Consider the following 14,644-nt stretch of genomic DNA (forward strand, 5'->3'; position numbering starts at 1 on the left):
AAACGTTGATGGCTAGGAGGTTAGCCGGGCTTGCTGTGCCGGTGGAAATCCGTTGTCGGCGATCGGCTCAGCGGCGGCGCAGCGGAAGCGGGGCGCCCATCACGGCGTACGGCTTCGGGGCGCTCGGGAAGTGGACCTGACGGGCCAGGTCGGTGTAGCCGAGGGAGTGGTAGAGGCCGCGGGCCGGGCTGTCGGTGTCGATCGCGGAGAGGATCGAGCGGAGCTCGGTGGCGCTGTCGGTGATCTGTGTGATCAGCCGGCGGCCGACGCCGCGGTTCTGGTAGCGGGGGTGGACGTGCAGCTCGGTGATGACGAAGGAGTCGTCGAGCCAGTGGGCGTTGCCCTGGGCGCGGAGGTAGGGCTCCACGACGGTGGACCACCAGTGGGTGCGGCTGTTCGGCATGCCGTAGACGAAGCCGACGAGCAGGCCTTCCGCGGTGGCGCCGAGGGCTCTGGCCCCGGGGTACTGCATGTGGCGGAGGACGATCTGGCGGCGGACGGCTACCTCGTCGGGGCCGAGGCCGAAGGCGATCGCCTGGACTGCGAGGGCCTCGTCGACGTGGGCGGGGAGGTCCAGGGGGCCGATCACGAGGTCCATGCGGGGAGCGTACAGGGGGTGGAGCGTTGTCGTCCGGGTGCGCGTGGGTTGTGGCTGGTCGCGCTCACGCGGCGGTAGCCGCAAGGTCAAATACAGCCTCGCGCCCCTTGCGGGGGCGCGTTTTCCCTGGCCTCGGCTAGAACAGCACGCTCATGAACGCGCCGACCTCCTGGAAGCCGACCCGCGTATACGTCCTTCTCGCCGCCGTGTTGAAGTCGTTGACGTAGAGGCTGACGACCGGGGCCACGTCGGCGAGGGCGTAGCGCAGGACCGCCGCCATGCCGGGGGCCGCCAGGCCCCGGCCGCGGTACTCGGGGGCCACCCAGACGCCCTGGATCTGGCAGGCCTCGGCCGTAGCCGCGCCGATCTCCGCCTTGAAGACGACCTTGCCGTGCTCGTCGAGCCGGGCGAACGAGCGGCCGGAGCCGACCAGTTCGGCGACCCGCGCCTGGTAGAGGAGGCCGCCGTCGCCGACCATCGGGGAGACGCCCACCTCCTCGGTGAACATCGCCACGCACGCCGGCATGATCGCCTCCATCTCGTCCTTGCGGATGCGGCGGACGTAGGGATCCGGGGCGATGTCGGCGGGCAAGTGGTCGGTGACCATCAGCGGCTGGTGGCCACGGACTTCGCGGGCCGGGCCCCAGTGCGGTTCCAGGAGGCGCCAGAGCTGGGCGGTGGCCTCGGAGGGGCCGACGATGGAGGAGCAGCGGCGGCCGGCCCGGCGGGCGCGGTCGGCGAAGGCGCGGACGGCGCGGGGGGTGGCGCAGATCGGGACGAGGTTGGCGCCGGCGTAGCAGAGGGACGTGAGCATGCCGTCCTCGTACCAGCCCCACATCTCGCCACCGAGGCGCCAGGGGTCGAGGCCGGCCACCTGGACGCGCGAGGTCACGAAGGCGTTCGCGACCGGCTCGCGGTCGAGTACGGCGAGCGCGGCGTCCAGGTCACTCGGTTCGAGCACCCGTGAGGTGGTCTGCGTCAACACGTGCGGGGCCTCACGCTGAGGGGTTCTGCTGATCTCCGCACTGTACCTGCGGAAGCTGAGCCGCGCCGCCTCGTGTGGGTTGCGGTAGGTTGCGGTCCCGAGTTCTGGGGGCTGCCGCCCCCAGCCCCCCGCTATGCCGCCCTATCGCTCGGGGAGGCCTGCCGGATCGCGAGTGCCGGTGGTGGGTGGCTGGTCGCGCAGTTCCCCGCGCCCCTTTCGGGGCGCTCAACCTGGTCAGCCGGCGACCGAGACCGAGGGTTCGCCGGAGGCGACGCCGTCGGATTCCATCTGTTCGGCGAGCTTCATGGCCTCTTCGATGAGGGTCTCGACGATCTTGGATTCGGGGACGGTCTTGATGACCTCGCCCTTGACGAAGATCTGGCCCTTGCCGTTGCCGGAGGCGACGCCGAGGTCGGCCTCGCGGGCCTCGCCGGGGCCGTTGACGACGCAGCCCATGACGGCGACGCGCAGGGGGACCTCCATGCCGGTGAGGCCGGCGGTGACCTCCTCGGCGAGCTTGTAGACGTCGACCTGGGCGCGGCCGCAGGACGGGCAGGAGACGATCTCCAGGCCGCGCTGCTTGAGGTTGAGGGACTCCAGGATCTGGTTGCCGACCTTGACCTCCTCGACCGGCGGAGCGCTCAACGACACCCGGATCGTGTCGCCGATGCCCTGGGAGAGGAGGGCGCCGAAGGCGACGGCCGACTTGATCGTGCCCTGGAAGGCCGGGCCCGCCTCGGTGACGCCGAGGTGGAGGGGGTAGTCGCACTGGGCGGCCAGCTGACGGTAGGCCTCGATCATGACGACCGGGTCGTTGTGCTTGACCGAGATCTTGATGTCGCGGAAGTCGTGCTCCTCGAAGAGCGACGCCTCCCACAGGGCGGACTCGACCAGGGCCTCGGGGGTCGCCTTGCCGTACTTCTGGAGCAGCCGGCGGTCCAGGGAGCCGGCGTTGACGCCGATGCGGATCGGGGTGCCGTGGTCCTTGGCGGCCGCCGCGATCTCCTTGACCTTGTCGTCGAACTGCTTGATGTTGCCGGGGTTGACGCGGACGGCGGCGCAGCCGGCCTCGATCGCGGCGAAGACGTACTTCGGCTGGAAGTGGATGTCCGCGATCACCGGGATCTGGGACTTGCGGGCGATGGTCGAGAGGGCGTCAGCGTCGTCCTGGGTGGGGCAGGCCACCCGGACGATCTGGCAGCCGGAGGCCGTCAGCTCGGCGATCTGCTGGAGGGTGGCGCCGATGTCGGACGTACGGGTCGTGGTCATCGACTGGACCGAGACCGGGGCGTCTCCGCCGACCGCCACGGAGCCGACCTGGATCTGCCGGCTCTTCCGGCGCTCGGCGAGCTTGCTCGGAACGGACGGCATGCCGAGAGAAATCGCAGTCATCTGCTGTGCAACCCCAAGTCGTGGATCTAGGTCCAGGTCCCGTCTGAAGCGGGTTCCAGGCTTCGAGATTACGGCACCGGGCCGGGGGCGAGCACATCCCCCATCCGTAAACCCACTCAATGGGAGCGGCCCGGAACAGAGCGTTCCGGGCCGCTTCGAACGTCGTATGGCTAGGAGATTTTCACCGGGTTAACCACGTCGGCGATCAGGACGAGGATCGTGAAGCAGATGAAGACTCCGGCGACCACGTAGGCCACCGGCATCAGCTTCGCCACGTCGAACGGACCGGGGTCCGGGCGGCGCAGCAGCCTGGCCAGGTTGCGGCGCAGGGACTCCCAGAGCGCGCCCGCGATGTGGCCGCCGTCCAGCGGCAGCAGCGGGAGCATGTTGAACAGGAAAAGGGAGAGGTTGAAGCCCGCCACCAGCATCAACGCCATGGCCAGCTGCTGGGTGGGCGGGATGTCGAGGGTGAAGATCTCGCCGCCGACGCGGGCCGCGCCGACCACGCCCATCGGGGAGTCCGGCTGGCGGGGGGCCCCGTCGAAGGCCGCGTCCCACAGGGCCGGGATCTTGCCGGGCAGGCCCGCGATGGAGTCGACGGCCTCGCCGAGGCGGTCGCCCATCCAGGTCACCGACTGGCCGAAGTCCTGGCGGACGATGCCGGTGGCGGCGCTGAAGCCGAGGAAGCCGGCGGTGACGTACTGGCCCTCGACGATCTGGCCGCTGGAGTCCTTCTTGGCGACCTGGTTGGTGGCGATCTTCGCGTGCAGGGTGACGTCCTGGCCCTTGCGGTCGACGACGATCGCGACCTCCTTGCCGGGGGTGGCGCGGATCAGGTCGGAGAGCTGGTTCCAGCTGGTGGTCCGGACGCCGTTGAAGGAGAGGATCTTGTCGCCCGCCTTGAGGCCCGCGGCGGCGGCCGGGGCGGCCGCGTCGGTCTTCTTGCAGGTGTCGCGGTTCTCGCTCTGCGCGATCACGCACTGGGAGACCGAGCTGACCGTGGTGGTCTGCTGGCTGATGCCGAAGCCCATCAGGACGGTGAGGAAGAGGGCGACCGCGAGGACCAGGTTCATGAAGGGGCCCGCGAACATCACGATCACGCGCTTCCAGGGGGCGCGCGTGTAGAAGAGGCGGCTCTCGTCGCCGGGCTGGAGCTCCTCGAAGGCGGCCGAGCGGGCGTCCTCGATCATGCTGCGCCAGGGCGAGGTGGAGCGGGCGGTGACCCGGCCGTCCGCGCCGGGCGGGAACATGCCGATCATGCGGATGTAGCCGCCGGCCGGGATGGCCTTGATGCCGTACTCCGTGTCGCCCTTGCGCCGCGACCAGATGGTCGGGCCGAAGCCGACCATGTACTGCGGGACGCGGATGCCGAAGAGCTTGGCGGTGGAGAGGTGGCCCAGTTCGTGCCAGGCGATCGAGACCAGCAGGCCGATCACGAAGACGACTATGCCGAGGATCATCATCAGGGCTGTCATGCACGCGCCTCCGCGGTCGCCTTCTGTGCTGTCAGTTCCCGGGCCCGGGCCCGTGCCCAGGTCTCCGCTTCGAGTACGTCCGGCACGGTGAGTGAAGTTCCCGTACGGGGGGTGCCGTGTTCCTCGACCACCCGGGTCACGGTCTCCATGATCCCGTTGAAGGGAAGCAGACCGGTCCGGAAGGCCTCGACGCACTCCTCGTTGGCCGCATTGAACACCGCCGGGGCGGTGCCCGCGAGCTCTCCGACGTGCCGGGCGAGGTTCACGGACGGGAAGGCCTCGTTGTCCAGTGGGAAGAACTCCCAGGTGGAGGCCTTGCTCCAGTCGAAGGCGGGCGCCGCGTCCGGGACCCGTTCGGGCCAGCCGAGACCGATGGCGATCGGCCCACGCATGTCGGGGGGCGTCGCCTGCGCGATCGTGGATCCGTCCGTGAACTCGACCATCGAGTGGACATACGACTGCGGGTGTACGACGACCTCAATGCGGTCGAAGGGAATGTCGTAGAGGAGGTGCGCCTCGATGACTTCCAGCCCCTTGTTGACCAGGGTGGCGGAGTTGATCGTGATGACCGGTCCCATCGCCCAGGTGGGGTGGGCGAGCGCCTCCTCGACGGTCACCCGGGCCAGGTCGGCCTTGGTGCGCCCGCGGAACGGGCCGCCCGACGCCGTGACGACCAGCTTCCGCACGTCCGCGCGCGTCCCGCTCGCCAGCGACTGGAACAGAGCCGCGTGCTCGGAGTCCACCGGAATGATCTGGCCGGGCTTGGCCAGCGCCTTGACCAGCGGACCGCCGACGATCAGCGACTCCTTGTTGGCGAGCGCGAGGGTGCGGCCCGCCCCCAGGGCGGCGAGGGTCGGCGCGAGGCCGATGGAGCCGGTGATGCCGTTGAGGACGGTGTGGCAGTCGGAGGCGGCGACCTGCGTGGCCGCGTCGGGTCCGGCGAGGATCTCGGGGAGCGGCTCACCGGGGCCGTAGAGCCCCGCCAGGGCCTCGCGCAGCGCCGGTACGACGTCCTCGCGGGCGACCGCGACGGTCCGTACCCGCAGCCGGCGCGCCTGCTCGGCGAGGAGGGCGACCCGGCCACCGTTGGCGGACAGGGCGGTGACCCGGAAGCGGTCGGGGTGGCGCAGGACGAGGTCGATGGCCTGGGTGCCGATGGATCCGGTGGAGCCGAGGATCACCACGTCCTTCGGGCCGTCGCCCGCGAGCGGGTCGTAGACGAGGTGGGGGTCGGCAAGGGGTGCCGGACGGGCGGGACTGTCGGTCATCCCCCCATTGTTGCCGCAACCGGCGGCCCGGCGGACAGCGCGTCCCTCACGCGGGTGCCTTATCGGCTCTTGGCGCCGTATGGAGCGGAATTCCCTTTGTGAGGTTCAGGTGAAGATCATGTGATAACACTTCTGTCGAGCCGTCGGATGAACGGCTCGATTCGGATCCAGGGGGGATCTCTCCATGCGTACTGTGCGCATACGCACCGCCGTGCCCGCGCTCGCGGGCGCCGCGCTGCTCACCGGCACCCTGCTCAGCACCCCGGCCCAGGCCGCCGGCGGCGTGACCGTCTACCACGTCTGGTTCGACAGCCCGGGCAGCGACGACCGCTCCAATGCGAGCCTCAACGCCGAGTGGGTCCAGATCAAGAACACGAGCGGCTCGGCCGTCTCGCTCAAGGGCTGGGTCCTGAAGGACGTCTCCAACCACCGGTACGTGTTCAAGGACGTCAGGATCGGCGCCCACAAGACGATGAAGGTGCACACCGGCCGGGGCACGGACACCGCGTCGAACAAGTTCCAGAACCGCCGCGCCTACGTGTGGAACAACACCAGCGACACGGCGACGCTGACCAAGGCGAGTGGCACCAAGGTCGACTCCTGCTCCTGGACGACGCGGGATCCGAGCGACAAGTACTGCTGAATCGCTACTTCAGGGGACGGCGGACGTTCTCCCGGGTGGCCGGCCCGGGCGTCGCGTCGGCGATCCACGGGCCCTCGCCCGACGGGTCGACGACGCCCCGCTCCAGCCACTCGAACGAGCCGCCGAGCACGCCCTTGACGACCTTGCGGTCCAGGTCGTCGGTGTTGGACCACAGACGGGTGAACAGCTCGTCGACGCGGATGCGGGCCTGCCGGCAGAACGCGTCGGCGAGCTGGTAGGCCTCGCGTCCGTGGTCGCCCTGGCGGCGCAGCAGTTCGGCGCGGACACAGGCCGCGCTCATCGCGAACAGCTCGGCGCCGATGTCCACGATCCGGCCGAGGAAGCCCTGCTTGGTCTCCATCCGGCCCTGCCAGCGGGACATGGCGTAGAAGGTGGAGCGGGCCAGCTTGCGGGAGTGGCGTTCCACGTAGCGCAGATGCGGGGAGAGGTCCACGCCGTGCTTGAAGTCGCCGTACGACGTGGGGAGCTGGCCCGGGCCCGCGACCAGTTTCGGCAGCCACTTGGCGTAGAAGACGCCCGCGTTCGCGCCCGCCTTCGCCTTGTCCTGGAGGGACTTGTCGGGGTCGATGAGGTCGCCGGCGACCGAGAGGTGGGCGTCGACGGCCTCGCGCGCGATCAGCAGGTGCATGATCTCCGTGGAGCCCTCGAAGATCCGGTTGATCCGCAGGTCGCGCAGGATCTGCTCGGCGGGGACCGCGCGTTCGCCGCGCGCCTTGAGGGACTCCGCCGTCTCGAAGCCCCGGCCGCCGCGGATCTGGACCAGCTCGTCCGCCATCAGACAGCCCATCTCGGAGCCGTAGAGCTTGGCGAGGGCGGCCTCGATCCGGATGTCGTTGCGGTTCTCGTCGGCCATCTGGGAGGACAGGTCGACGACCGCCTCCAGCGCGAAGGTGGTCGCCGCGATGAAGCTGATCTTGGAGCCGACCGCCTCGTGCAGCGCGACCGGCTTGCCCCACTGCTCACGGACCGCCGACCACTCCCGGGCGATCTTCAGACACCACTTGCCCGCGCCCACGCACATCGCGGGCAGCGACAGCCGGCCGGTGTTGAGGGTGGTGAGCGCGATCTTGAGGCCCGCGCCCTCGGGGCCGATGCGGTTCGCGGCCGGGACCCGGACCTGGTGGAAGCGGGTGACGCCGTTCTCGATGCCGCGCAGGCCCATGAAGGCGTTGCGGTTCTCGACCGTGATGCCCTCGGAGTCCGCCTCGACCACGAAGGCCGTGATACCGCCCTTGCCGTCCTCGGACTTCGGGACCCGGGCCATGACCACGAGCAGGTCGGCGACCACGCCGTTGGTGGTCCACAGCTTCACGCCGTCGAGGACGTAGTCGTCCCCGTCGCGTACGGCCGTGGTCGCCAGGCGCGCCGGGTCCGAGCCGACGTCCGGCTCGGTGAGCAGGAACGCCGAGATGTCGGTGCGGGCGCAGCGGGGCAGGAAGGCGTCCTTCTGCTCCTGGGTGCCGAAGATCTTCAGCGGCTGCGGGACGCCGATCGACTGGTGGGCGGAGAGCAGCGCGCCGACCGCCGGGTTGGCCGAGCCGACCAGGGCGAGGGCCTTGTTGTAGTAGACCTGGGTGAGGCCCAGGCCGCCGTACTTGGTGTCGATCTTCATGCCGAGGGCGCCGATCTCCTTGAGACCGGCCACCACCTCGTCGGGGATGCGCGCCTCGCGCTCGATGAGCGCCGAGTCGATCTTCGTCTCGCAGAACTCGCGCAGCCGACCGAGGAACTCCTCGCCGCGCTGTACGTCCTCGTCCGCCGGGAGCGGATGAGGGTGGATGAGGTCGAGCCGGAAGCGCCCGAGGAACAGTTCCTTGGCGAAACTGGGCTTGCGCCAGTCCTGTTCCCGGGCGGCCTCCGCCACCTGGCGGGCCTCCCGCTCGGTGACGGTGGGTTTCTTGGTGGTGGGGGCGGACATTGAGGCTCACCTCGGCGCGAAAGGGGACGTTGACGACCGTTCGTTACCGACCAGTGCTACTGGATCGTTGGTACCCGAAACGGGCCGCCCCCACCAGTCCTCGCGGTCCGATCGGAGGACGGACCGGCCATCGCGGCCGGGACCGCTCAGCCGATGTCGACGGAGTACGCCGTGGTGTCGAGCCGCCCCGAGCCCTTGAAGACCTCGCTGCCGGACTCGATGCCGGAGACGCCCTTGTCGTTGCTCAGCAGCTTGCGGCGGACCAGGGCCTGGGTGAAGCCGTCCAGGTTCAGCGTGGCGCCGGTGGTGTTGGCGCGGCGGACGAAGGAGTAGACCTTCCAGCCGGTGTCGCCCCGGTAGATGTCCCACATCGCGCCGCCGAGGCTGGCGCTGCCGTACTTGGTGCCCAGCGGTCCGGCGCCGCCCTGACGGTTGAGCCAGATCATGACCTCGTCGGTGGGCCGGTCCTGCCAGTCCGCGGTGCTCTTGCCGTGCAGCCACAGGTCGTAGGCCACGTTCATGGTGCCCGGGTTCGAACTGAGGGTGAAGTTCCACATGGCGGTGACCTTCTTGCGGTCGCCGACCCGGAGGGGCAGCCCGGTGGTCGCCCTGTCGACCGGGAGTTGTCCCAGACGCACTGGCTGCCGGTGCCCTTGTCCTGGCCCCACAGGTTGTTGTCGACGTAGTACTTGCCGAGCGTGACGGTGTCGAAGGCGGTGCACTTCTTGCTCGACTCGCCGGCCTGCGCCACGCCGACGCCCGCTGCGGCCGCGAGCGCGACCGCCGCCGAGAGGAGCGTCTTCGCCTTCTTCGACAGGCGTGGTCTGCGGTGTTGCATCAGGGGGTCCTTCCGGGGGACGGTTCGGGTACGACCCGTCTGACGGCCGTACGACCTGTTTGCGGCCGCCGCCCTCCCGAAAGGTTGCCGAGAGCGGCCCGTGAATTGGGTGTCGAAGCGCTTCGACAGCCTATGGACACCCACCCCCACTGAAGCTACTGTCGATACACCCTCACTCGCCCTTGTCAGCAATGCGCACTGTCGAAGCGCTTCACAAAGCTTGGAGAGCTGGATGGTCACCCTCGCCGAGGTCGCCCAGCACGCCGGAGTCTCGGCGAGCACGGTGAGCTATGTCCTCAGCGGCAAGCGGTCCATCTCCACCACCACCCGGCAGCGGGTCGAGCAGAGCATCCGGGAGCTGGGCTACCACCCGAACGCGGGCGCCCGCGCCCTGGCCAGCAGCCGGTCGAACATCATCGCGCTGATGGTCCCGCTGCGTACGGACATGTACGTGCCGGTGATGATGGAGATCGCGATCGCGGTGGCCACCACGGCCCGCATCCACGGCTACGACGTCCTGCTGCTCACGGGCGAGGAGGGCCCGGACGCGGTCCGCCGGGTCACCGGCAGCGGGCTGGCCGACGCCATGATCCTGATGGACGTGGAGCTGGAGGACGAGCGGCTGCCGCTGCTGCGCCAGACCGACCAGCCCTCCGTGCTCATCGGGCTGCCCGCCTCAACCTCCGGGCTGACCTGCGTCGATCTCGACTTCGGGGCGACCGGCGCGCTGTGCGTGGAGCACCTGGCGAAGCTCGGTCACCGTGACATCGCTGTCATCGGCGAGGCCCCCGCGGTCTACGAGCGGCACACCGGCTTCGCCGAGCGCACCCTCGACGGACTGCGGTCCCGGGCCCGGGAGTTGGGCCTGCGGGTGCTGCACCGGCCGTGCGAGGGCGGGTACGACGCGATGGCGGCCACCCTGGCCCGGGTCTTCGACGAGCGCCCGGGCACCACGGGCTTCGTCGTCCAGAACGAGTCCGCGGTGGAGCCGCTGCTCGCGCTGTTGCGCCAGCAGGGCCGGGCCGTGCCCGAGGACGTGTCGGTGGTGGCGATCTGCCCGGACCAGGTCGCCGTCCAGGCCTCGGTGCGGCTGACCTCGGTCGCCATCCCCGCCCAGGAGATGGGCCGATACGCCGTGGAGCACCTGGTCGCCAAGCTGGACGGCCGGGGCAGTGACGAAGTCGTCCTGATCACACCCGAGTTGACGGTACGGGCGAGCACGGGACCGGCGCCGGCCAGCTCCTGAACCGTTCCCCTTCCGGCTCGTCCGCAGTGCCCTGCCCTGCCGGGGCACCCTCTGCCCCTGCCAGGGCACCCCCCTGTCTGCACTCCTCCAGGAGCACGTGACATGAATCAGCCTGCCGAAAACCAGAACGCGGACACCCAGCCCAAGGTCAGCCTGGCGCAGTCCTCCCCCACCGTCGGCACCTTCCGGGAGCGGGACGGTGCCCTGGAGTGGAGCGGCCGTCAGGAGACGCTGCGGATCGAGCCGTGGGGACCGGACGCGGTCCGGGTGCGGGCCCGGCTCGGCGGCCCGGTCCTCGACGGTCTGCCGGGCGCCCTGCTCGACGAGCGCCCGGCCACCGAGTCGACCGTCAAGGTCGTCGAGGGCGAGGGGCGGCTGACGGTCGGCGGCCTGACCGTCGAGGTCTCCGCCGAGGGCCTGGTCCGCTTCCTGCGCACGGACGACGGCTCCGAGGTGCTGGCCGAGGAGCGCGCCCACTTCTGGTGGCCGGGCTCCCGCCTCTACACCGCCGTCGGCAACGGCCACCACCGCCTGGAGCAGCGGTTCGCCGCCTACGAGGGCGAGAAGCTGTTCGGCCTGGGCCAGCACCAGCACGGCCGCCTGGACCAGAAGGGCCTGGTCCTGGACCTGATCCAGCGCAACGCCGAGGTCTCGATCCCGGTGCTGGTCTCCAGCCGCGGCTACACCCTGCTCTGGAACAACCCGGCGATCGGCCGCGTGGAGCTGGCCGGCAACGGCACCCGCTGGGTGGCGGACTCGGCGCGCCAGCTCGACTACTGGATCACGGTGGGCACTCCGGCCGACGGCCAGCGCAACTACAGCGCGGTGAGCGGCCGTTCGCCGATGCTGCCGCAGTGGGCGGCGGGCTTCTGGCAGTGCAAGCTGCGCTACCGCACCCAGGAGGAACTCCTCTCCGTGGCCCGGGAGTACAAGCGCCGGGGCCTGCCCATCTCGGCGATCGTCTGCGACTTCTTCCACTGGACCCACCTGGGCGAGTGGAAGTTCGACCCGAAGGAGTGGCCCGACCCGGCCGCGATGGTCCGCGAGCTGGAGGAGCTGGGCATCAAGCTGGTGGTGAGCGTCTGGCCGTCGGTCTCTCCGCTGTCCGAGAACCACCCGGTGATGGAACAGCGCGGCTACTTCATCGGCACCCAGTACGGCCCGATGGCGCACGCCGACTGGCCGGACAAGGGGGTGGCGTCGACCGTCCAGGTGGCCTTCTACGACGCCACCAACCCGGACGCCCGTGACTTCGTGTGGTCGAGGATCAAGGAGAACTACCTCGACCCGTACGGCATCACCGCCTTCTGGCTGGACGCCTGCGAACCCGAGCTGAAGCCCGGCTTCCAGGAGAACCTGCGCTACTGGACGGGCCCCGGCCTGGAGGTGGGCAACAGCTACCCGGCCGAGAACGCCCGCACCTTCTACGAGGGCCTGCGCGCGCACGGCGAGGAGGAGATCGTCACCCTCAACCGCTCGGCGTGGGCGGGCAGCCAGCGCTACGGCGCCGCCGTCTGGTCCGGCGACATCCCGACCGACTTCGCCTCCCTGCGCCGCCAGATAGCGGCCGGCCTCAACACGGCCCTGTCCGGCATCCCCTGGTGGAACACGGACATCGGCGGCTTCCACGGCGGCGACCCGGACGACCCGGCGTACCGGGAGGTGATGGTCCGCTGGTTCCAGTTCGGCGCGCTGTCCCCGCTGATGCGCCTGCACGGCTTCCGCGACCCCGGCATGCCGCTGGGCCCCGACATGACCGGCGGCCCGAACGAGGTGTGGTCGTACGGCGAGGCGGCCGGCGCGATCCTGGAGAAGTACCTGCGGCTGCGCGAACGCCTCAGGCCGTACGTCCTGGAGGTCATGCGGGAGGCCCACGAGGAGGGCCTGCCGGTGCTGCGGCCGCTGTTCCTGGAGTTCCCCGAGGACCAGACGGCCTGGACCGTGGACGACGCCTACCTGTTCGGCCGGGACCTCCTGGTGGCGCCGGTCCTGACGGCGGGCGCCACGGCCCGGACGACGTATCTGCCGGCGGGCGCCCGTTGGACGGACGCGTGGACGGGCGAGTCGTACGCGGGCGGTACGACGGTGACGGTGGACGCGCCGCTGGATCGTATTCCGCTGTTCCTCCGGGACGGGGCGGAACTGCCGGTGACGGAGTAGCTCCGGCCAGTTGTCGTTACCAGCCGGTAAATGTCTCAACTCAGCGGTGTGATGGGGCAGTTGGAGGGGGTAGTCAGTATCCCCTCCCGCTGTCCCCCCACGAAGGGTTCCGTCACCGTGCCCGCTGCCGTGTCCTCAGGACCGCTCTCCCTCACGCTCGCGAATCTGCTCCTCAGGCCCTCCGCCCGCTCCCGCCGTACCCCGGACCGGGCCTTCGACCGCCTGCTCGACACCGCCGGGCAGGCGGCGGGCGACGAGCGGTTCACCGACGACTTCCGTCACCTGCTGCGATGTTGGTCCGGCGCCGAACACCTCACCCCGGTCGGCTGGCTGTCCGCGCGCGGGCACGTCGGCCGCCATCTGGCCAACCGCGCCCGGATCCGCCGGCTGCTCGCCGAGCACCCCGCCATCGAGCGGGAACCCGTCGAGCGACCGGTGTTCGTGGTGGGCCTGCCCCGTACCGCCACCACGCTCACGCACGGCGTGCTGTCCCTCTCCGAGGACCACCGCTGCCCGCTGCTCTGGGAGTTACTGACCCCCGACCTCGAACCCGACGCGGCGGAACGCGAGAAGGCGATCGCGACCGCCCGCCGTCTGGTCGGCGGGATCAACCTGTTCGCCCCGCGCTTCCGGCACATCCACGCGCTGCGCCCCGAGGGTCCGGAGGAGTGCACCTTCGCGCTGCCGCACACGGTGATGCCGCTGTCCCAGGCGGTGATCCCGGAGTACCTGCCCTGGCACGAGACCCATGACTTCGTGCCCGACTACCGCTACCTCAAGCAGATCTACCAGGTGCTCCAGTACGGCCGTCCGCGCCGCCGCTGGGTGCTGAAGTCCCCGCTGCACCTGGAGAACCTGGACGCGCTGCGCGCGGTCTTCCCGGACGCCACGATCGTGTGGACGCACCGCGATCCGGCCACCGCCGTGGCCTCGTTCTGCAGCCTGGTCGAGCACGGCATGGCGGTCAACACCCGCCCCCTGGACCTGGGCTGGATCGGCGCCACCTGGCTGGAGCTGCTGGCCCGCTCCGCCGCCCGCGGCCTAGCCGCCCGCGCCCGCATCCCCCGCGAGTCCCTCGTCGACGTGCCCTACTCCTGGCTGGGCGCCGACCCGGCGGCGGGCGCCCCGAAGCTCTACGCGGCCGTCGGCGCCCGCTGGACCGAGTCCGACGCGGCCCGCCTCCCCGCGGTCACCACCCGCCCCCCGGGCACCCGCGTCCACTCCTACGACCTGGCCCGCTACGGCCTGACCCGCGCGGACGTCGACACGGCCTTCGCCGACTACAACGCGCTGCGCACCGAGGTCGACCGGGCGTGACCTCGTAAAGGACCGCACAAAGGGCCGGCCCCGCACCGCACGCGGGGCCGGCCCGGTCGCTCAACTGCTGCTGACGCTCTCGCTGTTGACGGCGAAGTCCAGCCCGCCGGAGGAGGACGTGATCTCGAAGCCGAACTGGAAGTCACCGATGGTGACGTTCCCGAACCAGCCCTTGGTGTCCTTGATCCACTTGAGGATCGGCAGGACGTTGACGGTGCCGGAGGACGAGTTCGAGGTGCGCACGAACGAGAAGACATCGTTGGAGCCGTTGTTGCCCTTGTAGACGGTCCAGGTGTGGCCGCCCAGGGTGAGCGTGCCCTGCGAGGTGCCGAGCGGGCCGACGGCGCCCGTGTAGTTCATCCAGAGCATGATCTCGTACTTGTAGCCCGTGTCCCAGATGTCGTACGACGTGTTGTACGCGCCGGACGACGGGACCGTGACGTTGTAGCTGCTGGAGAGCGAGGACAGCGAGGTGATCGACTTGCTGATCACCGCCTTGGCGTTGGGGTAGGACTTGATGCCGCTGGTGTTGGGGTGGTTGGCCCAGACCCCCCAGTTGGTGCCGGAGTTGGCCCAGATGCACTGGCTGCCGGCGCCGGAGCCCCAGATGTTGTTGTAGAGGGTGTAGCCGTTCAGCGTGGTGTTGCCCCACTGGTCGCAGGAGCTCCAGACGGCGGCCGAGGCGGGGGCCGAGGCGAGGCCGACGGTGGCGCCGAGGGCGAGCGCGGGGGCGATCAGGGCCTTGGCGACCCTGCTGAGCGTGCGTGTTGCCATGGTGTCCCT

13 protein-coding genes are annotated in these 14,644 nt (G+C 70.2%); 4 read left to right on the plus strand and 9 right to left on the minus strand.

Annotated features, from left to right (window positions below; translation table 11 throughout):
* Positions 1-67: 67 nt before the first annotated feature.
* From ACFZDK_RS31700 to dxr, 5 genes are all read right to left on the minus strand, one after another.
* Positions 68-598 carry a GNAT family N-acetyltransferase gene (locus ACFZDK_RS31700; protein ID WP_390977352.1) on the minus strand — a complete coding sequence of 177 codons (531 nt, stop codon included), beginning with the start codon at positions 596-598 and terminating at the stop codon, positions 68-70.
* Positions 599-734: 136 nt separating this feature from the next.
* Entirely contained in the window at positions 735-1,583 is an 849-nt protein-coding gene (locus ACFZDK_RS31705) for a GNAT family N-acetyltransferase (RefSeq protein ID WP_390977353.1), read from the minus strand.
* 234 nt (positions 1,584-1,817) lie between these two features.
* The gene (ispG, locus tag ACFZDK_RS31710) at positions 1,818-2,975 is read right to left on the minus strand and encodes a flavodoxin-dependent (E)-4-hydroxy-3-methylbut-2-enyl-diphosphate synthase (protein ID WP_390977354.1); all 1,158 of its coding nucleotides are present in this window, start codon (positions 2,973-2,975) and stop codon (positions 1,818-1,820) included.
* 170 nt (positions 2,976-3,145) lie between these two features.
* The gene (locus ACFZDK_RS31715) at positions 3,146-4,438 is read right to left on the minus strand and encodes a site-2 protease family protein (protein WP_390977606.1); all 1,293 of its coding nucleotides are present in this window, start codon (positions 4,436-4,438) and stop codon (positions 3,146-3,148) included.
* Between the two features lie 8 nt (positions 4,439-4,446).
* Positions 4,447-5,718, minus strand: coding sequence for a 1-deoxy-D-xylulose-5-phosphate reductoisomerase (dxr, locus tag ACFZDK_RS31720; RefSeq protein ID WP_390977355.1), 1,272 nt, complete (start codon positions 5,716-5,718; stop codon positions 4,447-4,449).
* 184 nt (positions 5,719-5,902) lie between these two features.
* Here dxr and ACFZDK_RS31725 point away from each other — a divergent pair, with 184 nt between their 5' ends.
* Positions 5,903-6,361, plus strand: coding sequence for a lamin tail domain-containing protein (locus tag ACFZDK_RS31725; protein WP_390977356.1), 459 nt, complete (start codon positions 5,903-5,905; stop codon positions 6,359-6,361).
* 4 nt (positions 6,362-6,365) lie between these two features.
* On the opposite strand, the gene ACFZDK_RS31730 is transcribed toward ACFZDK_RS31725, so the two are convergent.
* The 3 genes from ACFZDK_RS31730 to ACFZDK_RS31740 all read right to left on the minus strand — a co-directional run bounded on the left by ACFZDK_RS31730 (position 6,366) and on the right by ACFZDK_RS31740 (position 9,138).
* On the minus strand, positions 6,366-8,300 hold the full coding sequence (locus ACFZDK_RS31730; protein ID WP_390977357.1) for an acyl-CoA dehydrogenase family protein: 1,935 nt from the start codon (positions 8,298-8,300) through the stop codon (positions 6,366-6,368).
* A gap of 146 nt (positions 8,301-8,446) precedes the next feature.
* Complete coding sequence (locus ACFZDK_RS31735; protein WP_390977358.1) at positions 8,447-8,857, minus strand: hypothetical protein; 411 nt, start codon at positions 8,855-8,857, stop codon at positions 8,447-8,449.
* Positions 8,818-9,138, minus strand: coding sequence for a hypothetical protein (locus tag ACFZDK_RS31740; RefSeq protein ID WP_390977359.1), 321 nt, complete (start codon positions 9,136-9,138; stop codon positions 8,818-8,820). The genes ACFZDK_RS31735 and ACFZDK_RS31740 overlap by 40 nt, the downstream gene beginning before the upstream one ends.
* Before the next feature lie 232 nt (positions 9,139-9,370).
* Between ACFZDK_RS31740 and ACFZDK_RS31745 the strand changes: the two genes are divergently transcribed.
* From ACFZDK_RS31745 to ACFZDK_RS31755, 3 genes are all read left to right on the plus strand, one after another.
* Complete coding sequence (locus ACFZDK_RS31745) at positions 9,371-10,384, plus strand: substrate-binding domain-containing protein (RefSeq protein WP_390977360.1); 1,014 nt, start codon at positions 9,371-9,373, stop codon at positions 10,382-10,384.
* A gap of 102 nt (positions 10,385-10,486) precedes the next feature.
* Positions 10,487-12,544 carry a TIM-barrel domain-containing protein gene (locus tag ACFZDK_RS31750; protein ID WP_390977361.1) on the plus strand — a complete coding sequence of 686 codons (2,058 nt, stop codon included), beginning with the start codon at positions 10,487-10,489 and terminating at the stop codon, positions 12,542-12,544.
* A gap of 129 nt (positions 12,545-12,673) precedes the next feature.
* Positions 12,674-13,861: a sulfotransferase gene (locus tag ACFZDK_RS31755; RefSeq protein ID WP_390977362.1), complete on the plus strand. Its 1,188-nt coding sequence runs from the start codon at positions 12,674-12,676 to the stop codon at positions 13,859-13,861.
* Between the two features lie 60 nt (positions 13,862-13,921).
* Here the strand turns inward: ACFZDK_RS31755 and ACFZDK_RS31760 are convergent, their stop codons facing one another.
* Positions 13,922-14,635, minus strand: a complete 714-nt coding sequence (locus tag ACFZDK_RS31760; protein WP_390977363.1) for a hypothetical protein — start codon at positions 14,633-14,635, stop codon at positions 13,922-13,924.
* Between the last annotated feature and the right edge of the window lie 9 nt (positions 14,636-14,644).

This window comes from Streptomyces sp. NPDC007901 (assembly GCF_042959465.1).
Taxonomy (GTDB): domain Bacteria; phylum Actinomycetota; class Actinomycetes; order Streptomycetales; family Streptomycetaceae; genus Streptomyces.

Coding starts and splice junctions, on each gene's coding strand:
- ACFZDK_RS31700 (WP_390977352.1), bottom strand. CDS start 598: ATGGACCTCGTGATCGGCCCCCTGGACCTCCCCGCCCACGTCGACGAG.
- ispG (WP_390977354.1), bottom strand. CDS start 2,975: ATGACTGCGATTTCTCTCGGCATGCCGTCCGTTCCGAGCAAGCTCGCC.
- ACFZDK_RS31715 (WP_390977606.1), bottom strand. CDS start 4,438: ATGATGATCCTCGGCATAGTCGTCTTCGTGATCGGCCTGCTGGTCTCG.
- dxr (WP_390977355.1), bottom strand. CDS start 5,718: ATGACCGACAGTCCCGCCCGTCCGGCACCCCTTGCCGACCCCCACCTC.
- ACFZDK_RS31725 (WP_390977356.1), top strand. CDS start 5,903: ATGCGTACTGTGCGCATACGCACCGCCGTGCCCGCGCTCGCGGGCGCC.
- ACFZDK_RS31730 (WP_390977357.1), bottom strand. CDS start 8,300: ATGTCCGCCCCCACCACCAAGAAACCCACCGTCACCGAGCGGGAGGCC.
- ACFZDK_RS31735 (WP_390977358.1), bottom strand. CDS start 8,857: ATGTGGAACTTCACCCTCAGTTCGAACCCGGGCACCATGAACGTGGCC.
- ACFZDK_RS31740 (WP_390977359.1), bottom strand. CDS start 9,138: ATGCAACACCGCAGACCACGCCTGTCGAAGAAGGCGAAGACGCTCCTC.
- ACFZDK_RS31745 (WP_390977360.1), top strand. CDS start 9,371: ATGGTCACCCTCGCCGAGGTCGCCCAGCACGCCGGAGTCTCGGCGAGC.
- ACFZDK_RS31750 (WP_390977361.1), top strand. CDS start 10,487: ATGAATCAGCCTGCCGAAAACCAGAACGCGGACACCCAGCCCAAGGTC.
- ACFZDK_RS31760 (WP_390977363.1), bottom strand. CDS start 14,635: ATGGCAACACGCACGCTCAGCAGGGTCGCCAAGGCCCTGATCGCCCCC.